Source organism: Streptomyces lienomycini, assembly GCF_027947595.1.
GTDB classification, from domain to species: Bacteria; Actinomycetota; Actinomycetes; order Streptomycetales; family Streptomycetaceae; genus Streptomyces; species Streptomyces lienomycini.
Map to the genome: position 1 here is coordinate 5,786,500 of NZ_CP116257.1, position 21,183 is coordinate 5,807,682.

A 21,183-nucleotide genomic window follows, 5' to 3' on the forward strand; every position below is an offset into this window, starting at 1 on the left:
TATAGGAGATGCATTTTCCATGACAGACGCACTCAAGCGCCTCTCCGACGAAGGCGTCGCGATCTGGCTGGACGACCTGTCGCGCAAGCGGATCACGTCCGGCAATCTCGCCGAGCTGATCGACCAGCAGCACGTCGTGGGCGTCACGACCAACCCGTCGATCTTCCAGAAGGCGATCTCGCAGGGCGACGGCTACGACCAGCAGCTCTCCGACCTCGCTTTCCGCAAGGTCACGGTCGAAGAGGCCATTCGAATGATCACCACGGCGGACGTCCGTGACGCCGCCGACATCCTGCGCCCCGTCTTCGACGCCACCGGCGGCAAGGACGGGCGGGTCTCCATCGAGGTGGACCCGCGTCTGGCGCACAACACCAAGGCGACGGTCGCCGAGGCCAAGCAGCTCGCCTGGCTGGTGGACCGTCCCAACACGCTGATCAAGATCCCGGCGACCGAGGCCGGTATCCCGGCGATCGCCGAGACGATCGGCCTGGGCATCAGCGTCAACGTCACGCTGATCTTCTCCCTGGAGCGCTACCGCGCGGTCATGGACGCCTTCCAGACCGGCCTGGAGAAGGCCAAGGAGCGCGGCCTGGACCTCTCGCAGATCCACTCCGTGGCGTCCTTCTTCGTGTCCCGCGTGGACACCGAGATCGACAAGCGGATCGACGCGCTCGGCACCGACGAGGCCAAGGCCCTGCGCGGCAAGGCCGCCGTCGCCAACGCCCGCCTGGCCTACCAGGCGTACGAGGAGGTCTTCGGCACCGACCGCTGGGCCGCCCTGGAGAAGGCCGGCGCCAACAAGCAGCGTCCGCTGTGGGCGTCGACGGGCGTCAAGGACAAGGCGTACAGCGACACCATGTACGTCACCGACCTGGTCGCGCCGAACACGGTGAACACGATGCCGGAGGCGACCCTGTTCGCCACCGAGGACCACGGCGAGATCACCGGCAACGCCGTCGCCGGTACGTACGAGCAGGCCCGCGCCGACCTCGACGCGGTCGAGAAGCTCGGGATCGGCTACGACGAGGTGGTCCAGCTGCTGGAGAAGGAGGGCGTCGACAAGTTCGAGGACGCCTGGAAGGACCTGCTGAAGTCGACCGAGGCGGAGCTGAAGCGCCTCGCCCCCTCGGAGGGCTAAAACATTGTCAAGCAGCAACCCGCTGCGTGACCCCGCAGACCGACGGCTCCCGCGTATCGCGGGGCCGTCGGGTCTGGTCATCTTCGGCGTCACCGGCGACCTCTCCCGCAAGAAGCTCATGCCCGCCGTGTACGACCTCGCCAACCGGGGTCTGCTGCCGCCGGGCTTCTCGCTCGTCGGGTTCGCCCGCCGCGACTGGGAGCACGAGGACTTCGCCCAGGTCGTGCACGACGCCGTCAAGGAGCACTCCCGCACCCCGTTCCGAGAGGAGGTCTGGCAGCAGCTCATCCAGGGGATGCGCTTCGTCCAGGGCACCTTCGACGACGACGACGCGTTCGAGCGGCTGCGCGGCACCATCGAGGAGCTGGACAAGGCGCAGGGTACGGGCGGCAACTTCGCCTTCTACCTGTCTGTGCCGCCGAAGTCCTTCCCGGTGGTCATCCAGCAGCTGAAGAAGCACGGCCTCGCCGACCAGTCGAGCGGCTCCTGGCGCCGCGCGGTGATCGAGAAGCCGTTCGGCCACGACCTGAAGTCGGCCGAGGAGCTGAACGCGATCGTCCACGAGGTCTTCGCCCCGGACCAGGTCTTCCGCATCGACCACTACCTGGGCAAGGAGACCGTCCAGAACATCCTGGCGCTGCGCTTCGCCAACACGATGTTCGAGCCGATCTGGAACCGGTCGTACGTGGACCACATCCAGATCACGATGGCCGAGGACATCGGCATCGGCGGCCGGGCCGGCTACTACGACGGCATCGGCGCGGCCCGTGACGTCATCCAGAACCACCTGCTCCAGCTGCTCGCGCTGACCGCGATGGAGGAGCCGGCCTCCTTCGACGCGGACGCGCTGGCGGCGGAGAAGACCAAGGTGCTCGGCGCGGTCCGCATCCCCAGGGACCTGGGCCGGGACACGGTGCGCGGCCAGTACGCGGCCGGGTGGCAGGGCGGCGCCAAGGCCGTCGGCTACCTGGAGGAGGACGGCATCGACCCCAGGTCGAAGACCGACACCTACGCCGCGATCAAGGTCGGCATCGACAACCGCCGCTGGGCGGGCGTCCCCTTCTACCTGCGCACCGGCAAGCGTCTGGGCCGCCGGGTCACGGAGATCGCGGTCGTCTTCCAGCGGGCCCCGCACTCCCCCTTCGACACGACGGCCACCGAGGAACTCGGCTCGAACGCGATCGTCGTCCGCGTCCAGCCCGACGAGGGCGTCACCGTCCGCTTCGGCTCCAAGGTGCCGGGCACGTCGATGGAGATCCGGGACGTGTCCATGGACTTCGCCTACGGCGAGTCCTTCACGGAGTCGAGCCCGGAGGCGTACGAACGCCTGATCCTCGACGTCCTCCTGGGCGACGCCAACCTCTTCCCGCGCACCGAGGAGGTCGAGCTGTCCTGGAAGATCCTCGACCCGATCGAGGTGTACTGGGACGAGCACGGCACCCCGGCCCAGTACCCGGCCGGCACCTGGGGGCCGGTCGAGGCGGACGACATGCTGGAGCGAGACGGACGGAGCTGGCGGCGGCCATGAAGACAGACCTCACGGACACCACCGCCAGCAAGATCAACAAGGCGCTGGTGCTGGGCCGCCGGGCGATCGGCACTCCGGCCATCGGCATGGTCCTCACCCTGGTCATCGTCACCGACGAGGAGAACGCCTACGACGCGCTGAGGGCCGCGAGCGACGCCGCGCACGAGCATCCCTCGCGCACGCTCCTGGTCATCAAGCGCGTCTCCCGCTCGCCCCGGGACCGCACCCAGTCCCGGCTGGACGCCGAGGTGCGCCTCGGCGCGGACGCGGGCACCGGCGAGACGATCGTGCTCAGGCTGTACGGCGACGTCGTCGACCACGCCCAGTCGGTGGTCCTGCCGCTGCTGCTGCCGGACGCGCCGGTCGTGGTGTGGTGGCCGGTGAACGCGCCGCTGGACCCGGCGAAGGACCCGCTGGGCGCGCTCGCCCAGCGCCGGGTCACCGACACCTACGCCTGCGAGGAGCCGATACGGGAGCTGGTGGCCCGTGCCGACGCCTACGCGCCGGGCGACACGGACCTGTCGTGGACCCGCATCACGCCGTGGCGCTCGATGCTGGCGGCGGCCCTCGACCAGGTCGACTGCCAGGTGCAGGCGGTCGAGGTGGAGGGCGAGGAGTTCAACCCGAGCTGTGAGCTGCTCGCGATGTGGCTCGCGGACCGGCTGGACGTGCCGGTGAAGCGTTCGGTGTCGAGCGGGCCGGGTCTGACGGCGGTCCGGATGGACACGGACTGCGGTCCGGTCGTCCTGGACCGGGCCGACGGCTCGCTGGCGAACCTCTCCATCCAGGGGCAGCCGGCCCGCGCGGTCGCGCTCAAGCGCCGTGAGACGGCGGAGCTGATCGCGGAGGAGTTGCGGCGGCTGGACCCGGACGACACGTACGCCTCGGCGCTGCGGTACGGGGTGGACCGGCTCGACGCGCCGGCCCGGGCGGACGCGGTCGACGGTGACGACTCCGGCGCGGTCTCCGCTCCCGTCCCCACGGCCGCGAAGGCCCCGGCGAAGGACGCCACGCGCAAGAAGGCACCGGTGAGAAAGGCGGCGGCGAAATGACTGACACCCCGCAGCTGGTCGTGCACCGCGACAAGGAGCTGATGGCCGAGGCCGCGGCGGCCCGGCTGATCACGAAGATCGTGGACGCGCAGGCCTCCCGGGGCAGCGCGTCCGTGGTCCTCACCGGCGGCCGCAACGGCAACGGCCTGCTCGCGGCGCTGGCCGCCTCCCCGGCCCGGGACGCCGTCGACTGGGCCCGCCTCGACCTGTGGTGGGGCGACGAGCGCTTCCTGCCGGAGGGCGACCCTGAGCGCAACGTCACCCAGGCGCGCGAGGCGCTGCTCGACGCGGTGCCGCTGGACCCGAAGCGGGTGCACGCGATGGCACCGTCCGACGGCCCGTACGGTTCGGATGTGGAGGCGGCGGCCGCCGCCTACGCGCAGGAGCTGGCCACGGCGTCCGTGCCGGAGAACCACGCCGCGGTCCCGTCGTTCGACGTCCTGCTCCTCGGTGTCGGCCCGGACACCCACGTGGCATCGCTCTTCCCTGAGCACCCCGGGGTCCGGGAGACGGAGCGCACGGTGATCGGCGTCCACGGCTCCCCCAAGCCGCCGCCCGTCCGTATCTCCCTGACCCTGCCCGCGATCCGGGCGGCCCGTGAGGTGTGGCTGCTCGCGGCGGGCGAGGACAAGGCGAACGCGGTCGCGATGGCCCTGTCCGGCACGGGCGAGATCCAGGCCCCGGCGGCGGGGGCGCGGGGCCGCGCCCGCACCCTGTGGCTCCTGGACTCCGCGGCGGCGTCGCGGTTGCCGAGGTCGCTGTACCCGCCGGCGTCGGCGTGACTCGGCCGTCCTGCGTCTGAGACGGGAAGGGGCGGCGGGAGGTGAGGACCTCCCGCCGCCCCTTCGGCGCGTTCAGGCCCGCCCGCGCGACTCCCGGTAGGCGGCGACCAGCGCCGCGGTGGAGGCGTCGAGACCCGGTACCTCCGCCCCTTCGGTGAGGGCCGGCTCGACGCGCTTGGCGAGCACCTTGCCGAGCTCGACGCCCCACTGGTCGAAGGAGTCGATGTTCCAGACCGCGCCCTGGACGAACACCTTGTGCTCGTAGAGCGCGACGAGCTGCCCGAGCACCGACGGAGTCAGCTCGCGCGCAAGAATGGTGGTCGTCGGGTGGTTGCCGCGGAACGTCTTGTGCGGGACGAGTTCCTCGGGCACCCCTTCGGCGCGTACCTCGTCGGGGGTCTTGCCGAAGGCGAGTGCCTGGGTCTGGGCGAAGAAGTTGGCCATCAGCAGGTCGTGCTGGGCCTGGAGTTCGCCGCTCAGTTCGGCCGCGGGCCGGGCGAAGCCGATGAAGTCGGCCGGGATCAGCTTGGTGCCCTGGTGGATCAACTGGTAGTACGCGTGCTGCCCGTTGGTGCCCGGCGTGCCCCAGACCACCGGCCCGGTCTGCCACTCCACCGGGTCGCCGTCACGGTCGACGGACTTGCCGTTGGACTCCATGTCGAGCTGCTGGAGGTAGGCCGTGAACTTCGACAGGTAGTGCGAGTACGGCAGCACCGCGTGCGACTGGGCGCCCAGGAAGTTGCCGTACCAGACGCCCAACAGGCCCATCAGCAGGGGCACGTTGGACTCGGCGGGGGCGGTGCGGAAGTGCTCGTCGACGAGGTGGAAGCCGTCGAGCATCTCGCGGAAGCGGTCCGGGCCGATGGCGATCATCAGGGAGAGCCCGATCGCCGAGTCGAAGGAGTAGCGGCCGCCGACCCAGTCCCAGAACTCGAACATGTTGGCCGTGTCGATGCCGAAGCCGGAGACCTTCTCGGCGTTCGTCGACAGGGCCACGAAGTGCTTGGCGACCGCCTTCTCGTCACCGCCCAGCCCGGCCAGCAGCCACGAGCGCGCCGACGTCGCGTTCGTGATCGTCTCGATGGTGGTGAAGGTCTTGGAGGCGATGACGAACAGCGTCTCGGCCGGGTCCAGGTCGCGGGTGGCCTCGTGCAGGTCGGCGCCGTCCACGTTGGAGACGAAGCGGAACGTGAGCGAGCGGTCGGTGAAGGCGCGCAGTGCCTCGTAGGCCATCGCCGGGCCGAGGTCCGAGCCGCCGATGCCGATGTTGACGACGTTCCTGATGCGCCTGCCGGTGTGGCCGGTCCACTCGCCGGAGCGGATCCGGTCGGCGAAGCCGGCCATCCTGTCGAGGACCGCGTGCACCTCGGGGACGACGTTCTCGCCGTCGACCTCGATCACCGCGTCCCGCGGGGCACGCAGCGCGGTGTGCAGGACGGCCCGGTCCTCGGTGATGTTGATCCGCTCGCCGCGGAACATGGCGTCGCGCAGCCCGAACACGTCGGTGGCGGCGGCCAGCTCCTGGAGCAGCCGCAGGGTCTCGTCGGTGACGAGGTGCTTGGAGTGGTCGACGTACAGGTCTCCCACGCGGAGCGTGCAGTCGGTGCCGCGCCCCGGGTCGGCGGCGAACAGCTCGCGCAGTCGCACCTCGCCGAGTTGCTCGCGGTGCTTGGCCAGCGCGGCCCATTCGGGCGTCTGGTGGAGCCTGGTACGGCCGTCTGCGGTCATGTCGGACGTCAGCCTTCTTCCTTGGGTGTCCCAGCTGTCCCGGCTGTTCCAACCTATGTGATCAGGAGATGAAGGCGATCGACGGAGAGGGGAGCTAGATCTCGCCGCGCAGTTTCGCGAGTGCCTCGGCGAGGATCGCCTCGCCGTCCGCGTCGCTGCGGCGCTCGCGCACGTACGCGAGGTGCGTCTTGTAGGGCTCGGTGCGCGGCGGGTCCGGCGGGTTGTCCCGGTCCTGTCCGGCGGGGAAGCCGCAGCGCGGGCAGTCCCAGGTGTCCGGGACCTGGGCGTCGCTCGCGAAGCTCGGCTGTGTCTCGTGTCCGTTGGAGCACCAGAAGGAGATGCGCAGACGCGGCGCGGACTCGCCGCGCTCGGCCTCGCCCATCGGCCCCGCCCCGACCCGGCTTCCCCGGATCGCGTTGCCACTTGCCACGGTGTAACTCCCTGCGTGATGGTGCCGCGAAGCGAGTCGGCGTTTCGCTTCGCTGCGAGCGCCTCAGTCTACGTAAGGCCCAACGCGCGTCCAGTGATTGGAGTTACAAGCTCCAGCGCGCAGACGCAAGCCCCATGATAGGCGGCGCCGTGGGGCGCGTACCGGACATGGGGCTTTACGTGCACAAGTGTGTGACGGGTCGGTGGGACCGGTCAGTTGTTGGCCTTCATCACCAGACCGAGCACCATGATGCACGCGAACCAGCACAGACCGACCACCACGGTGATGCGGTCGAGGTTGCGTTCGGCGACCGAGGAGCCGCCGACGGACGACTGCATGCCGCCACCGAACATGTCGGAGAGGCCGCCGCCCTTCCCCTTGTGCATCAGCACCAGCAGCATCAGCAGCAGGCTGAAGACGATCAGGGCGATCGAGAACCCCAAAACCACGGCTGGACCAACTTCCTCGGATTCGGATGAACGACGGGGGCACGGTGACAGCAGGCCACCATGCCCCCGCAAGGGTACGACGTATCGCCGCCGGAGCATACTCACCGGTCGATCCGCCCTCGACCGGCGGCCCGGCTACTGGTCGCGGAAGCGGACGATCTTGACGAACTCGTCCGAGTCCAGCGAGGCGCCGCCGACCAGGGCGCCGTCGATGTCGGGCTTCGCCATGATCTCGGCGACGTTGCCGGACTTCACGGAGCCGCCGTACTGGATGCGCACCCGGTCGGCCAGCTCCTGCGAGTACAGCTCGGCGAGCTTGCCGCGGATCGCCGCGCAGACCTCCTGGGCGTCGTCGGCGCCGCAGACCTTGCCGGTGCCGATGGCCCACACGGGCTCGTAGGCGATCACGACGGTCTCGGCCTGCTCGGCCGGGAGGTCCTTCAGAGCGCCCTCGACCTGGGTGAGGGTGTGCTCGACGTGGTGGCCGGCCTCCCGGACGTCCAGCTCCTCGCCGACGCACAGGATCGGGGTCAGGCCGTGCTTGTAGGCGGCCTTGACCTTGGCGTTCACCAGCTCGTCGGTCTCGGCGTGGTACTGCCGGCGCTCGGAGTGGCCGATCGCGACGTAGGTGCAGCGCAGCTTGGCCAGCATGGGGCCGGAGATCTCGCCGGTGTAGGCGCCGCCGTCGTGGGCGGAGACGTCCTGCGCGCCGTACTTGATCTTGAGCTTGTCGTGCTCGACCAGCGTCTGCACCGAGCGCAGGTCGGTGAAGGGTACGAGGACGGCGACCTCGACGGCGTCGTAGTCCTTGTCCGCGAGGGCGAAGGCGAGCTTCTGGACGTGGGCGATGGCCTCGAGGTGGTTGAGGTTCATCTTCCAGTTGCCCGCCATCAGCGGCGTGCGGGTGGTCATCGGGTCAGTCCTCCAGTGCGGCGAGGCCGGGGAGCGTCTTGCCCTCGAGGTATTCGAGGGAGGCGCCGCCACCGGTCGAGATGTGGCCGAATGCGTTCTCGTCGAAGCCGAGCGTACGCACGGCCGCGGCGGAGTCTCCGCCGCCGACCACGGTGAAGCCCGGGGCGTCGAGGAGTGCCTGGGCGACCGCTCGGGTGCCCTCGGCGTAGTCGGGGTGCTCGAAGACGCCCATGGGCCCGTTCCAGAAGACGGTGGCGGCGTCGGCGAGCTTGGACGCGTACAGCTTGCGGGACTCGGGGCCGATGTCCAGGCCCATCCGGTCGGCCGGGACGGCGTCCGCGGCGACGGTGGTGGCGTCGGCGGGGGCCTTGGTCTTCAGGTCCGGGAATCCGGGCCCGACGACGACGTCGACGGGGAGCACCAGCTCGACGCCGTTCTTCTCGGCGCGCTCCATGTACTCCTTGACGGTCGGGATCTGGTCCTCCTGGAGGAGGGAGATGCCGACCTCGTACCCCTTGGCCTTGAGGAACGTGTACACCATGCCGCCGCCGATGAGGAGCCGGTCGGCCTTGCCGAGCAGTTCGTCGATGACGGCGAGCTTGTCGGAGACCTTGGCGCCGCCGAGGACGACGACGTAGGGCCGCTTGACGTCGTCGGTGAGCTTCTTCAGGACGCCGACCTCGGTGGCGATGAGGTAGCCGGCGTAGTGCGGCAGGCGCTTGGGGAGGTCGTAGACCGAGGCGTGCTTGCGGTGGACGGCGCCGAAGCCGTCGCCGACGTAGACGTCGGCGAGGCCGGCCAGCCTGTCGGCGAAGGCGGCGCGCTCGGCGTCGTCCTTGCTGGTCTCTCCGGCGTTGAAGCGCAGGTTCTCGATGACGGCGACGCCGCCGTCGGCGAGGCCGGACACGGCGGCCTCGGCGGAGGTGCCGACCGTGTCCTCGGCGAAGGCGACGTCGGCGCCGAGCAGCTCACCGAGGCGGGCGGCGGCCGGGGCGAGGGAGAAGGCGGGGTCCGGGGCGCCCTTGGGGCGGCCCAGGTGCGAGGCGACGATCACGCGGGCGCCCGCGCCGGCCAGGGCCTTGACGGTGGGCAGCACGGCGCGGATGCGGCCGTCGTCGGTGATGGTGGTGCCGTCCAGCGGCACGTTCAGGTCGGCGCGGACGAAGACGCGCTTGCCCGCGACGCCTTCGGAGAGCAGTTCGTCGATCGTCTTCAAGAGGGCTCCTGGGTTCTCGGATCGCTCGTGATCCTACGAGGGCTGGTCGCGGTGGACGCGACGCAGGGCCCGGACAGCGCGACCTTGCGCTGCCCGAGCCCTGCTACCGCATCGAGGTGCCTTGCTGAAGTCGATCAGAGCTGGTTGCCGACGAAGACCGTGAGGTCGACGAGGCGGTTCGAGTAGCCCCACTCGTTGTCGTACCAGCCGAGGATCTTCACCGACTTGCCGTCCTGGACCATGGTCAGGGAGGAGTCGAAGGTGCAGGAGGCCGGGTCGCCCGTGATGTCCGAGGAGACGATCGCGTCCTCGGTGTAGAACAGGATGCCCTTGAGGTCGCCGTCGTCGGCGGCCTTCTTGAACGCGGCGTTGACCTCGTCCTTGGTGACCTCGCGCTGGAGCTCCACCACCAGGTCGGTGGCCGAGCCCGTGGGGACCGGGACGCGCATCGCGATGCCGTCGAGCTTGCCCTTGAGCTGCGGCAGGACCAGCGCGGTGGCCTTGGCGGCACCGGTGGTGGTCGGGATGATGTTCTCCGCGGCGGCACGGGCGCGGCGCAGGTCCTTGTGCGGGAAGTCCAGGATGCGCTGGTCGTTCGTGTACGCGTGCACCGTCGTCATCAGGCCCTTGACGATGCCGAAGTTCTCGTCGAGGACCTTGGCCATCGGCGCCACGCAGTTGGTGGTGCAGGAGGCGTTGGAGATGACGTGGTGGTTCGCCGGGTCGTACTTGTCCTGGTTGACGCCCATCACGACCGTGATGTCCTCGTCCTTGGCCGGAGCCGAGATGAGGACCTTCTTCGCACCGCCGGTGATGTGCTTCTCGGCGTCGGCCTTCTTGGTGAAGATGCCGGTCGACTCGATCACGATGTCGACGCCCAGCTCACCCCACGGGATGTCGGCCGGGTTGCGCTCGGAGAGGACCTTGATGGTCTTGCCGTCGACGGTGATGGTGTCCTCGGTGTGCGAGACCTCCGCCTTGAGGCGGCCGAGGATGGTGTCGTACTTGAGCAGGTGGGCGGTGGTCGCGGTGTCACCCAGGTCGTTGACAGCCACGATCTCGATGTCCGCACCCTGCTCCAGCAGCGCGCGGAAGTAGTTACGACCGATGCGGCCAAAGCCGTTGATGCCTACGCGGATCGTCACGAACCGATCTCCTCGTTGGTACGCCGGCCCGATGTGCCGGCGAGCTGTATTTGGGATGTCCCCGACCACCTCCGACCCTACCTCTCCGGGGCCTCGGGGGTGACATCGAGACGCCCCATACCCGGCAGGGCGGTCCGTACCCGGCAGTAGGGGTACGGACCGCCCCGGGCCACGGGGACTGATCACCCGATTTGGTTACACCGGGTCAGTCCCCCGCACACCGGAATTCACTCGTCCAGGGCACGCAGCGCCTGCCGGACCAGTGCCGCGCGGTCGGCCGGTTCGGCGAGGTGCTCCAGGCCGAAGCCCAGCAGCACGGTGTCGTCCGTGGTGACGGCGCCGTAGGTCTGGAACAGCGTCCCGGTGCGGGTCCAGTCCTTCAGGACGGCGGGGCTGCCCTCCGGGGGCCCGGAGGGCAGCCAGGCGCCCAGCGAGGTCTCGAAGCCCTCGGTCTGCGTCGCCGTGCCGCCCACGACGAGGGAGGCCTCGTCGGCGAGGACGCCGCGGCCGCCGCTGCCCGGGTCGGTGACGTAGGCGATCGAGACGTCCACGGACTTCCCGGCGTACGCGCTCAGGTCGAACTCGACCTGCTTCCAGCCGCCGGAGGAGCCGGTGAGGCTGTTCCACTGCCCGCTGGTGCCGGTCGCGGTGCAGCCGTCGTCGGACAGGGTGAGGTAGTGCCCGAGCCAGGGGTGCCCGGCCAGGTAGAACCCGGCCGCGCACTCGGCGGGCACGGCCGTGCCGGTCGTGCCGTTGGCCTCGGGGAGCGTGGTCCAGTCGTCGGCGCCGGTGGTGTGGGCCTCGACCAGGGCGTGGTCGTAGCCGCGCTCGGTGTCCCACAGCAGTTGGGTGCGGAGCGTGGGGCGGTCGGAGGCGGTGACGCCGGTGAGGTCGACGGTGCGGGTGAGGCGCTTGTAGGCGTCGTCGGTGTGGACGGCGGCGGCCATCCACTCCCCCGCGTAGGGCCCGTACGGGTTGACCGTCCCGGCGAACTTCCCGGCGCCCGCGCTCGCGAACTGCGGGTAGGTGCCGGGGTCGAGTTCGTCGGAGGTCACGCTGTAGGTGCCGGCGCCGTCCAGGGGGTTGCCGGGGGCGTCGCCGAGGGTGCCGCCCGCCTTGTCGAGCGTGCCGGAGCCGGTGAAGCCGGTGGCGCCGGAGGTGGCGGTGCGGGTGTAGGCGCCCAGGTAGTACTGGCTGAAGTCGTCGGAGAGGGTGCCGCCGCCGAGGTCGACGTCGCCGCCGGCCTGCTCTCCGGCCTCGATCAGCTTGCCGCCCTCGTTGAGGAAGGCGCGCAACTGGAGCTGGGTGGCGTTGCCGGGCACCGCGGCGCCCGTGTAGTGGACGACGGTGTCGAAGTGGCCGAGGACGCCGAGCGCGTCGGGGGCGCCCTGGGTGGCGACGTCCCAGAGGGCGGCGCGGTGGCCGCCGGCCTTGAGGGCGTCCACGTACGTCTGGGTCTGCGTGGCCTTCGCGCCCTCCTCGGCGACGACGAGGACGTCGGCGCGGGGCCGCTCGGCGACCGAGTACGTGAAGTGCTCGCTCTCGGTGCGCTTGCCGTGCTTGCCGTGCCGGTCGTGGGTGCCGCGCGGTGTCTCGCCGGTGAACCAGACCTCGACGCGGTCGCCGGGGCCGGCGCCCCGGACCTTGGCCCGGTACTCGTCGAAGTACAGGTTGTCCTCGCCGCCGTACGTCTCGCCGCCCCGCCAGGGCCGCAGCGTCGCGTCGTGGGTGCGTCCGCCGTTGACCCGGTACTTCAGCTCCCTGTCGCGCACGGACTTGCGGACGACGACGGAGACCTCCTGGTCGGCGCCGCGCGCGTAGGAGGTGGTGAAGGGGGACGGGGTGAAGTCGGCGGCGTCCAGGCCGACCGAGGAGGAGGGCCGGTCGGGGTGGGCGGCGGTCTCGGCGACGGAGAGCGCGAACGGGATGTTCTTGGCGAACTCCTGCTGGATCAGCTTCTCGTCGTCGGGGAAGTTGAAGCCGGACTGGCAGTCCCGCGCGTTCCACTGGTCGTCGGGGTCCACGTCGGAGGCCGTCTTGCAGGTCGACATCTCCGGGGTGAACATCGCCATGCCGTTGACGTTGGCCGCGTGCCCGTCGGCCTCGCCGTTGGTGGTGTACAGCTCCGAGGAGACCTGCGGGTGGTAGCCGGGGATCGCCGAGTTGTCGGGGGTGCCGGCCAGCGCTTTGTAGAGGACGTCGTCCGGGGTGTTGGTGGCCACCTGCCAGCCGACGCCGTAGAGGAGGAGTTCGGCGGCGGAGTGGTAGTTGATGCCGTAGGTGAAGCCGATCCGCTTCTGGAAGGCGTCCAGGGCCTTCGTCTCGGGCTCGGAGCCGGGGCTCGCGCCGCGGTAGGTCTCGCTGGTGGGGTTGGGGGAGGAGCCCTCGTCGTCGTAGCCCCACTTGTAGGCGAAGTTCCGGTTGAGGTCGACGCCGTCGCCGGTGCTGATGGCGCCGTCTCCGTTGACGTCGCGCAGGTTCTTGCGCCAGAGGCGGTTGTCGGTGCTCTCGAAGGTGTAGTCGTAGCCGTCGGGATTGGCCGACAGGACGAACCACAGCTCGGTGGAGTCGACGATCTTCCTGATCCGCCGGTCCTTCTCGTAGTTGTCCAGGTAGTGGTGCATCAGCCGCCGCGTCATCTCCGGGGTGATCCACTCGCGCGCGTGCTGGTTGGACATGTAGAGGACGGAGGGCTTGGAGCCGTCCTTCGACTTCTTCGCGTGCTTGGTGAGCTTGAGCGCCAGGATGTCCTGGCCCTTCACCGTCTTGCCGATGGAGACGACCTTGGTCAGCCCGGGGTTCTCCTGGGCGGTGCGCAGGATCTCCTCGCGCAGGCCGCCGCTGCCGCTGTAGGGGCGGAAGACGCCGTCGGCGGCACTCTCGACGCGCTTCTCGGCCTGGGTGGACAGGGTGTGCTCGGTGAGGTCGACGCCCTGCTTCTGGAGCGTGCCGGCCTGCTTCTCGGTGAGGTACAGCTCGACGGCGGCGGTTCCCCGGTCGGGTACCTGCTCGCCGAGTTCGTGGCCGTCCTGGCCGGTGGCCAGCAGCAGGGGTACCTGCTCCTTGGTGACGTCGGCGCGGAAGACCTTCACTTCGTTCGCGTCCGGGGTTGCCGGGTCCGCGGGTTGTGCCTGGGCGACGGGTGCGAAGCCCGCTCCGCCGAGCAGGAGCGCGCCGACGGCGAGGATCGATCTCGCTCTTCGTCTCATGAACCCCCCTAGATGGGGCCTGTCCGACAGGCCTGGGTCCGCCACAGTGGCGAACAGATGCCAGGCTCATGACAGCTCATGATCGAGTCAAGGGTGCGGCAAGGACACGCGAAAGCCGGTGCCGGTCACCCAAGTGGGGGCTCGCACCGGCCTGTTGGCTGCCGCTTCGCGATCCGGACGCCAGGTGGCCGACGACCGGCGGCCGGGATCACCGGCCGTCCGTGGTCGGATCGCCGGCCGTCCGTGGTCGGATCACTGGCCGTCCGTGGTCCGGACGCATCGGCCGCCCGTGGTCCGGACAGCATCGGCTGTCCACGGTTCGGGCCCTTCGGCTGGCCCGGTCGGTCCGGGCATTTCGGCTGTCCCGACCCGGACCCATCGGCTGTCCCGGTCCGGACCCCTCGGCTGTCCCGGTCCGGACCCCTCGGCCGTTCCGGTCCGGGTATCCGAGTGGCCCCGGTCGGTCCGGGCGTCCAGCTGGCCCGGCATGGGCGCCCGGCCGTCCCGGGTCCGGGCGTCCGACAGTCCCGGCCCGGGCGAACGGCCGTCTCGGCCCGGGCGAAGGGCCGTCTCGGGCCGGACTCGCTCAGCCGACGAGGTTGTCGGCCAGTTCCTCCTCGCCGAGGTTGGCGTCCGTGCCGGCGATGCCGAGGTCGGAGGCCCGCTTGTCGGCCATGGCCAGCAGGCGGCGGATGCGGCCGGCGACGGCGTCCTTGGTCAGCGGCGGGTCGGCGAGGGCCCCCAGCTCCTCCAGGGAGGCCTGCTTGTGCTCCATGCGGAGTCGGCCCGCGGCGGCGAGGTGCTCGGGAACGTCGTCGGCGAGGATCTCCAGGGCGCGCTGGACCCGGGCACCGGCGGCGACGGCCGCGCGGGCCGAGCGGCGCAGGTTGGCGTCGTCGAAGTTGGCGAGGCGGTTGGCGGTGGCGCGGACCTCGCGCCGCAGCCTGCGCTCCTCCCAGGCCAGCACCGCGTCGTGGGCGCCGAGCCGGGTCAGCAGGGCGCCGATCGCGTCGCCGTCGCGGACCACGACCCGGTCCACGCCGCGCACCTCGCGCGCCTTGGCGGGGATCGACAGCCGACGGGCGGCGCCGACCAGGGCGAGCGCCGCCTCGGGGCCCGGGCAGGTCACCTCGAGGGAGGAGGAGCGGCCGGGCTCGGTGAGCGAGCCGTGGGCCAGGAAGGCCCCGCGCCAGGCGGCCTCGGCGTCGCAGGTGGCCCCCGAGACCACCTGCGGCGGCAGGCCCCGGATCGGGCGGCCCCGGCCGTCCACCAGGCCGGTCTGCCGGGCCAGCTGGTCACCGCCCGCAACCACCCGTACGACGTAACGCGAACCGCGGCGCAGCCCGCCCGGCGCCATCACGATCAGCTCAGAGCTGTGCCCGAAGATCTCCAGGATGTCCTGCTTGAGCCGGCGTGCCGCCCGTGAGACGTCCAGCTCCGCCTCGATCACGATGCGCCCGCTCACCAGGTGAAGGCCGCCGGCGAATCGCAGAATTGCGGAGACCTCCGCCTTTCTGCAGCAGGTCCGGGTGACGGGGAGCCGGGAGATCTCGCTCTTCACCGCTGCCGTCATCGCCATGGGCCGATCCTTCCATGCATCCGAAAAATACGGTCGTACGCGGCGGCCAGCAGCTCCGGGTCGTGCCTCGGGGTCCCGTCGGTCCGGGCGACCGGAGCCAGTTCGACCGCGGCGCCGAACCGTTTCGCGGCGTCGGTGAGTGAGTCACGGTCGGGCACGGCGGCCTCGTCGGCCAGCACCACGTCCAGAGCGAGTTTAGGGGCGTGTCGTCCCAAAACCTCCAAATGACGCTGCGGAGAGAAGCCCTCGGTTTCTCCGGGCTGGGGGGCGAGGTTCAGCGAGAGCACCCGGCGGGCCTTCGTCTCGACCAGCGCGTCCAGCAGATCGGGCACCAGCAGGTGCGGGATGACCGAGGAGAACCAGGAGCCGGGGCCCAGCACCACCCAGTCGGCGTCCAGGACGGCGTCGACCGCGTCGACGACGGCGGGCGGGTCGTTGGGCACCAGGTGCACGGACTGCACCTCGCCGGGCGTCAGTGCCACGGTCGCCTGTCCGCGGACGGTGTCCACCTCGTCGGGCCGGTCCGGGTCGTGGCCCTTGACCAGGGCCTGGAGCTCCAGCGGGACCGCCGACATGGGCAGCACGCGCCCGTGTGCGCCGAGCAGCTTGCCCACCAGGTCCAGCGCCTGCACATGGTCGCCGAGCTGCTCCCACAGGGCCACGATCAGCAGATTGCCGACCGCGTGTTCGTGCAGGTCGCCCTGGGACTGGAAGCGGTGCTGGATGACGCGGGCCCAGGTCTGCCCCCAGTCGTCGTCGCCGCACAGCGCGGCCAGCGCCTTGCGCAGGTCGCCGGGCGGCAGGACGCCCAACTCGTCGCGCAGCCGCCCGCTGGAGCCGCCGTCGTCGGCCACGGTGACGACGGCGGTGAGGTCGCCGGTGATCCGGCGCAGTGCGGCGAGCGAGGCGGACAGGCCCATGCCGCCGCCGAGGGCGACGACCTTGGGCTGGGCGCCCCGGCGACGCGGCTTGCCGCCGCGTGTCTGCTCGGGCCTGGCGGCGCGGGCGTCGGCGGGTCTGCCGCCGCGCCCTTCCGGCACCACCCGGCGCAGCCTGCTCAGCCGCGGAGTACGTCCTGTCATTCCCCTGTCATTCCCGTCCCATGTCCCGGTGGACGACCACCGTCTCCACGCCCTCGGCGGCGAGCCGTGCGGCGAGCTTCTCCGACATGGCCACGGACCGGTGCTTGCCGCCGGTGCAGCCGACGGCGACGGTCACATAGCGCTTGCCCTCCCGACGGTAGCCCGCGGCGATCAGCTGGAGCAGCTCGGCGTAGCGGTCGAGGAACTCCTTGGCGCCGGGCTGGTTGAGGACGTAGCTGGACACCTCCTCGTTGAGGCCGGTGAAGGGGCGAAGCTCCGGGACCCAGTGCGGGTTGGGCAGGAAGCGCATGTCGACGACGAGGTCGGCGTCGACCGGGAGGCCGTACTTGAAGCCGAAGGACATCACGGTGGCCCGCAGCTCGGGCTCCTCGTCGCCCGCGAACTGGGCGTCCATCTTGGCGCGCAGTTCGTGCACGTTGAGGCTGGAGGTGTCGATCACCAGGTCGGCGTCGCCGCGCAGCTCGCGCAGGAGTTCGCGCTCGGCGGCGATGCCGTCGACGATGCGGCCGTCCCCCTGGAGGGGGTGCGGGCGGCGCACCGACTCGAAGCGGCGCACCAGGGCGTCGTCGGAGGACTCCAGGAAGACGATCCGCCGGGTGACGCCGCGGGCGTCGAGGTCCGCGAGGGACTCGCGCAGATTGTCGAAGAAGCGCCGGCCGCGGACGTCGACCACGACCGCGATGCGGGCCACGTTGCCCTGGGACCGGGCGCCGAGCTCCACCATGGTGGGGATCAGCGCGGGCGGGAGGTTGTCGACGACGAACCAGCCCAGGTCCTCCAGACACTTGGCGGCCGTCGAGCGGCCGGCCCCGGACATGCCGGAGATGATCACCAGCTCGGGGATGGCCGCCTCGTGCGCCCCGGCCGTTTCCTTGCCCGTACTCACCTGTGCTCCGTCGTCGCGGGTCTGTTCTCGTCCGACTGTGGGTTCTGTCTCGTGCTCGGTCATCTCTCCTGCCCCCGTCGTTCGTCCGGGGTGCCCGCGGTCACGGGCTCCCCCGGGGCATCCGCCCTCGTCTCGGGTGCCCCGTCCTCGTCGTCCATGATCTCTCCGGTCGCCGTGTTCACGGCGGGTGCGGCCGGGGTGGCGCCGGCGAGGGCCACGGCGACGGTCTCGGCCGTCTTGCGGCCTATGCCGGGTACCTCGCAGATCTGGTCGATCGTCGCCGACCTCAGCTTCTTCACCGAACCGAAGTGCTTGATCAGCGCCTGTTTGCGCGTCTCGCCCAGGCCCGGCACGTCGTCCAGCGGGCTGGAGCGGAAGCGCTTGGCGCGCTTGGCGCGCTGGTAGGTGATCGCGAAGCGGTGGGCCTCGTCGCGGACCCGCTGCAGCAGATACAGGCCCTCGCTGGTGCGGGGCAGGACGACCGGGTCGTCCTCGCGGGGCAGCCAGACCTCCTCCAGACGCTTGGCGAGGCCGCAGACGGCGATGTCGTCGATGCCCAGCTCGTCCAGCGCCCGCTGGGCTGCCGCGACCTGCGGCTGCCCGCCGTCGACGACGACGAGCTGAGGCGGGTAGGCGAAGCGCTTGGGGCGACCGTCGTCGTCCTTGAGCGCCGGTCCCTCCGTGAGGGCCCGTCCCTCGCCCGCGGCGGCCGGGCCGCCGGTGCCCCGCTCTCCCTCGGTGCCCCGCTCTCCCTCACTGCCCTGCTCGCCGGCGGGGAGTTCCTCGCCGTCCACCCACTCGCCGGTCTTCTCCTTCTCGGCGAGGTAGCGGCGAAAGCGCCGGGTGATGACCTCGTGCATGGAACGGACGTCGTCCTGTCCGCTGAAGCCCTTGATCTGGAACCGGCGGTATTCGCTCTTCCGGGCCAGCCCGTCCTCGAAGACGACCATGGAGGCGACGACGTCGTCGCCCTGGAGGTGCGAGATGTCGTAGCACTCGATCCGGAGCGGGGCGCTGTCGAGACCGAGGGCCTCGGCGATCTCCTCCAGGGCGCGCGAGCGCGTCGTCAGGTCGGAGGCCCGCTTGGTCTTGTGCAGGACGAGGGCCTGCTGGGCGTTGCGCTGGACGGTCTCCATCAGCGCCTTCTTGTCGCCGCGCTGCGGGATGCGCAGCGACACGCCCGAGCCGCGCCGGTCGGTCAGCCACTGCTGCACGGGCTCGACCGGGTCGGGCAGGGCGGGGACCAGGACCTCCTTGGGGACGGCGTCCCCGCTCTCCTCGCCGTACAGCTGCTGGAGGGCGTGCTCGACGAGGGCGCCGGTGGTGATCTCCTCCACCTTGTCGGTGACCCAGCCCCGCTGGCCGCGCACGCGTCCGCCGCGTACGTGGAAGATCTGGACGGCGGCCTCCAGCTCGTCCTCGGCGACCGCGATCAGGTCCGCGTCGGTGGCGTCGGCGAGCACGACCGCGCTCTTCTCCATGGCTTTCTTCAGGGCACTGATGTCGTCGCGCAGCCGCGCCGCCCGTTCGTACTCCATGTCGTCGGCGGCCTCGGCCATCCGGCGTTCCAGGCGGCGCAGGTAGGTGCCCGTGCGCCCGGCCATGAAGTCGCAGAACTCCTCGGCGAGGTCACGGTGGTCCTCGGCGGAGATCCGCTCCACGCAGGGGGCCGAGCACTTGCCGATGTAGCCGAGCAGGCAGGGGCGGCCGGTGCGGGCGGCGTTCTTGAAGACGCCCGCGGAGCAGGTGCGCACCGGGAAGACGCGCAGCAGGAGGTCGACGGTGTCGCGGATCGCCCAGGCGTGCCCGTAGGGCCCGAAGTAGCGCACGCCCTTCTTCTTGTGGCCGCGCATCACCTGCACGCGCGGGAACTCCTCGTTCATCGTCACCGCGAGGTACGGGTAGCTCTTGTCGTCGCGGTACTTGACGTTGAACCGGGGGTCGTACTCCTTGATCCAGGAGTACTCCAGCTGGAGCGCCTCGACCTCCGTGGACACCACCGTCCATTCGACGGACGCCGCCGTGGTGACCATGGTGCGGGTGCGGGGGTGGAGGTTCGCCAGGTCCTGGAAGTAGTTCGCCAGGCGCTGGCGCAGGCTCTTCGCCTTTCCGACGTAGATCACCCGGCGGTGCTCGTCACGGAACCTGTACACCCCCGGGGAGTCCGGGATCTCTCCCGGCCTGGGGCGGTAGCTGGAGGGGTCGGCCATGACTCACACCCTACTGGCGCGGACCGACACTTCGGCGGGGCTGTGGACGACGGGCCGGGCCCCCTGTGGACGGCCGGACGGGACGGCCGGGGAGGACGGTGCGGGGCCGGTCGGTCACTCCGGGTGCCCCGGGGACGACGGGCCCGTGCGTTCTCGGCCAGGAGCGCGTGACGGTCGGGCGCAAAGTGTTGTCGGGACTTTGTCAACACGCTTCAATGCGGGGGGACTCGGGGCCCTGAAGCGTGGCGTACGGATGTGAAGACCCCTGCGCCGCGAGCGGGGGGACGGCCCCGGCCGATCCGTGTCGACGGCCTGACCAGCCGTCGTGAACTTCACAGGAAGGCCCCTGCATGCCGCACGCCACACCGCACGCGGACGTCGCCACCGCGCAACTCGACTCGGCCCTGCGCGGTGGCCCCTTCCACGTCGCCCTGCGCGCCGCGATCGCCGCTCGCGGACTGCCGCTGCAGCGCGTGCAGCACCACCTCTCGCGCCACGGGGTGAAGGTCGGCGTCACGAGCCTGAGCTACTGGCAGCAGGGCGCCCGGCGTCCGCAGCGACCGGAGTCCCTGCGGGCCGTGCGGGCCCTGGAGGAGATACTCCAGCTGCCCGAGGAGTCGCTGATCCGCCTGCTCGCCGAGGCCGACGAGGAGATTTTGGAGCGGCGGCCCGCGGCCCGTTCCTACCGCGCCCACCTGGCGGCCACGGGCGTTCTCGACCGGCTGCTGGCCGATCTGGACCAGCCCGCCCCGGACGGCGGGGTGCACACCCTCGGGCACCACGAACGCGTCCGGATCGGGCCGCGCCGCGAGCTGGCGGGGCGGGAGTCGCAGCACATCGTGCGCGCCCACCGCGACGGCGTGGACCGCTTCGTCGCCGTCCACTACGGCGATCCCGGGTGCGCTCCCGCCCGGATGACCGTCCACGCGCTGGAGAACTGCCGCACGGGGCGGGTCCGCACCCACGAGGACACGGGTGTGCTCGTGACCGAGCTGCTCTTCGACACGCGGCTGCGGGCCGGCGACACCCACCTGTTCCGCTACGGCGTCGAGGACGGCACCGCCGGGGTGTCGCGGGAGTACGTCCGCGGGTTCGCCACGGCGGGCGGACAGTACGCGCTCCAGGTGCGGTTCGACTCCGGGGTGCTGCCGGTGCGCTGTCACCGGTTCACTCAGCACTCGCCGGCGGCGCCGCGCGGCGGCCGGCAGGAGCTGGCGCTCAGCGGGCGGCACCACTCGGTGCTCCTCGTGGAGCCGCGGGTCAGGTCGGGGATGCTGGGGATCGGCTGGGACTGGGAGTAGGACGCCGGCCCGCCCCGGTCAGGTCGCCGGGCTCGCGACGATCCGGCCCTGCTTCACCTCGACCGGCAGTTCGGTGAGCGGCACGGTCGCCGGGGCGTGCAGCACCTCGCCGGTACGGGCGTCGAACTCGCTGCCGTGGCAGTTGCACACGAGTTTGGTCCCCTCCAGCTTCTTGATGGGGCACCCCGCGTGCGTGCAGACGGTGCTGTACGCCTTCAGGGAACCGTCATCGGCCCGGCTGACCACGACGTTCCCGTCCGGGAAGAGCTTGGTCGCACCCTTGGCGACCTCCCCGTCGGCACCGAGGTCCACGGGCGCGGTCGGCGTGGCCGGCGCGGCGCCGTCGTCGCCCGGCGAGCAGGCGGCGAGGCCGAGCCCGGCGACGGGCGTGAGCGCCGCCGAGCGCAGGACGGTACGGCGGCTCGGGACGGGACGGCCGGACATGGCATCTCCACTGGTCGGAGCGGGGGTGTGCGGGTGCAGGGCGACGATATCCGGCGGCCCGGCTGGTCCCG

Annotated in this window: 16 protein-coding genes and 1 pseudogene; 5 read left to right on the forward strand and 12 right to left on the reverse strand. The window is 71.0% G+C overall.

All coding sequences use genetic code 11. The annotated features are described in order from the left end of the window. The first annotated feature begins 19 nt into the window (after nt 1-19). The 4 genes from tal to pgl are packed head-to-tail and all read left to right on the forward strand — an operon-like array spanning nt 20 to nt 4,500. Entirely contained in the window at nt 20-1,138 is a 1,119-nt protein-coding gene (gene tal, locus BJ961_RS26430) for a transaldolase (protein WP_271415291.1), read from the forward strand. A gap of 4 nt (nt 1,139-1,142) precedes the next feature. Continuing rightward, the gene (gene zwf, locus BJ961_RS26435; RefSeq protein WP_271415292.1) at nt 1,143-2,666 is read left to right on the forward strand and encodes a glucose-6-phosphate dehydrogenase; all 1,524 of its coding nucleotides are present in this window, start codon (nt 1,143-1,145) and stop codon (nt 2,664-2,666) included. Next, nucleotides 2,663-3,718 (forward strand): glucose-6-phosphate dehydrogenase assembly protein OpcA, encoded by a 1,056-nt coding sequence (opcA, locus tag BJ961_RS26440; protein ID WP_271415293.1) that lies wholly within the window; start codon nt 2,663-2,665, stop codon nt 3,716-3,718. Before zwf ends, opcA begins: the two co-directional genes overlap by 4 nt. Continuing rightward, nucleotides 3,715-4,500, forward strand: coding sequence for a 6-phosphogluconolactonase (gene pgl, locus BJ961_RS26445; RefSeq protein ID WP_271415294.1), 786 nt, complete (start codon nt 3,715-3,717; stop codon nt 4,498-4,500). Before opcA ends, pgl begins: the two co-directional genes overlap by 4 nt. 72 nt (nt 4,501-4,572) lie before the next feature. Here pgl and pgi read toward each other — a convergent pair whose 3' ends face one another. The 11 genes and pseudogenes from pgi to uvrC form a co-directional block, all read right to left on the reverse strand. Further along, a complete protein-coding gene (pgi, locus tag BJ961_RS26450; protein WP_271415295.1) occupies nt 4,573-6,228 on the reverse strand; it encodes a glucose-6-phosphate isomerase in 1,656 nt (551 codons plus the stop codon). 94 nt (nt 6,229-6,322) lie between these two features. Then, on the reverse strand, nt 6,323-6,610 hold the full coding sequence (locus tag BJ961_RS26455; RefSeq protein WP_004002138.1) for an RNA polymerase-binding protein RbpA: 288 nt from the start codon (nt 6,608-6,610) through the stop codon (nt 6,323-6,325). A gap of 260 nt (nt 6,611-6,870) precedes the next feature. Beyond that, nucleotides 6,871-7,107, reverse strand: a complete 237-nt coding sequence (gene secG / locus BJ961_RS26460; protein WP_271415296.1) for a preprotein translocase subunit SecG — start codon at nt 7,105-7,107, stop codon at nt 6,871-6,873. Nucleotides 7,108-7,242: 135 nt separating this feature from the next. Next, the gene (gene tpiA, locus BJ961_RS26465) at nt 7,243-8,019 is read right to left on the reverse strand and encodes a triose-phosphate isomerase (protein WP_271415297.1); all 777 of its coding nucleotides are present in this window, start codon (nt 8,017-8,019) and stop codon (nt 7,243-7,245) included. A 4-nt stretch (nt 8,020-8,023) separates the two neighbouring features. After that, nucleotides 8,024-9,235 carry a phosphoglycerate kinase gene (locus BJ961_RS26470; protein ID WP_271415298.1) on the reverse strand — a complete coding sequence of 404 codons (1,212 nt, stop codon included), beginning with the start codon at nt 9,233-9,235 and terminating at the stop codon, nt 8,024-8,026. A 134-nt stretch (nt 9,236-9,369) separates the two neighbouring features. Further along, on the reverse strand, nt 9,370-10,380 hold the full coding sequence (gene gap / locus BJ961_RS26475; RefSeq protein WP_271415299.1) for a type I glyceraldehyde-3-phosphate dehydrogenase: 1,011 nt from the start codon (nt 10,378-10,380) through the stop codon (nt 9,370-9,372). 227 nt (nt 10,381-10,607) lie between these two features. Beyond that, nucleotides 10,608-13,589, reverse strand: coding sequence for a M14 family metallopeptidase (locus BJ961_RS26480; protein ID WP_271415300.1), 2,982 nt, complete (start codon nt 13,587-13,589; stop codon nt 10,608-10,610). Nucleotides 13,590-14,175: 586 nt separating this feature from the next. Continuing rightward, nucleotides 14,176-15,168: a DNA-binding protein WhiA gene (gene whiA, locus BJ961_RS26485; protein ID WP_271415301.1), complete on the reverse strand. Its 993-nt coding sequence runs from the start codon at nt 15,166-15,168 to the stop codon at nt 14,176-14,178. Continuing rightward, on the reverse strand, nt 15,159-16,250 hold the full coding sequence (locus BJ961_RS26490; RefSeq protein ID WP_271415302.1) for a gluconeogenesis factor YvcK family protein: 1,092 nt from the start codon (nt 16,248-16,250) through the stop codon (nt 15,159-15,161). Before BJ961_RS26490 ends, whiA begins: the two co-directional genes overlap by 10 nt. A gap of 7 nt (nt 16,251-16,257) precedes the next feature. Continuing rightward, complete coding sequence (gene rapZ, locus BJ961_RS26495) at nt 16,258-17,220, reverse strand: RNase adapter RapZ (RefSeq protein ID WP_271415303.1); 963 nt, start codon at nt 17,218-17,220, stop codon at nt 16,258-16,260. A gap of 158 nt (nt 17,221-17,378) precedes the next feature. Further along, nucleotides 17,379-19,367: pseudogene (gene uvrC / locus BJ961_RS26500) on the reverse strand (excinuclease ABC subunit UvrC); the annotation flags it as partial. A gap of 350 nt (nt 19,368-19,717) precedes the next feature. On the opposite strand from uvrC, the gene BJ961_RS26505 reads away from it, so the two are divergent. Further along, complete coding sequence (locus BJ961_RS26505; RefSeq protein ID WP_271415305.1) at nt 19,718-20,668, forward strand: hypothetical protein; 951 nt, start codon at nt 19,718-19,720, stop codon at nt 20,666-20,668. Between the two features lie 18 nt (nt 20,669-20,686). On the opposite strand, the gene BJ961_RS26510 is transcribed toward BJ961_RS26505, so the two are convergent. Next, nucleotides 20,687-21,112 (reverse strand): Rieske (2Fe-2S) protein, encoded by a 426-nt coding sequence (locus BJ961_RS26510; protein WP_271415306.1) that lies wholly within the window; start codon nt 21,110-21,112, stop codon nt 20,687-20,689. Nucleotides 21,113-21,183: the final 71 nt, after the last annotated feature.

Bases quoted from the DNA above. Each gene is read 5' to 3' on its own strand.
- tal (WP_271415291.1), top strand. From the start codon at position 20: ATGACAGACGCACTCAAGCGCCTCTCCGACGAAGGCGTCGCGATCTGG.
- opcA (WP_271415293.1), top strand. From the start codon at position 2,663: ATGAAGACAGACCTCACGGACACCACCGCCAGCAAGATCAACAAGGCG.
- pgl (WP_271415294.1), top strand. From the start codon at position 3,715: ATGACTGACACCCCGCAGCTGGTCGTGCACCGCGACAAGGAGCTGATG.
- pgi (WP_271415295.1), bottom strand. From the start codon at position 6,228: ATGACCGCAGACGGCCGTACCAGGCTCCACCAGACGCCCGAATGGGCC.
- BJ961_RS26455 (WP_004002138.1), bottom strand. From the start codon at position 6,610: ATGGGCGAGGCCGAGCGCGGCGAGTCCGCGCCGCGTCTGCGCATCTCC.
- tpiA (WP_271415297.1), bottom strand. From the start codon at position 8,019: ATGACCACCCGCACGCCGCTGATGGCGGGCAACTGGAAGATGAACCTC.
- BJ961_RS26480 (WP_271415300.1), bottom strand. From the start codon at position 13,589: ATGAGACGAAGAGCGAGATCGATCCTCGCCGTCGGCGCGCTCCTGCTC.
- whiA (WP_271415301.1), bottom strand. From the start codon at position 15,168: ATGGCGATGACGGCAGCGGTGAAGAGCGAGATCTCCCGGCTCCCCGTC.
- BJ961_RS26490 (WP_271415302.1), bottom strand. From the start codon at position 16,250: ATGACAGGACGTACTCCGCGGCTGAGCAGGCTGCGCCGGGTGGTGCCG.
- rapZ (WP_271415303.1), bottom strand. From the start codon at position 17,220: ATGACCGAGCACGAGACAGAACCCACAGTCGGACGAGAACAGACCCGC.
- BJ961_RS26505 (WP_271415305.1), top strand. From the start codon at position 19,718: ATGCCGCACGCCACACCGCACGCGGACGTCGCCACCGCGCAACTCGAC.
- BJ961_RS26510 (WP_271415306.1), bottom strand. From the start codon at position 21,112: ATGTCCGGCCGTCCCGTCCCGAGCCGCCGTACCGTCCTGCGCTCGGCG.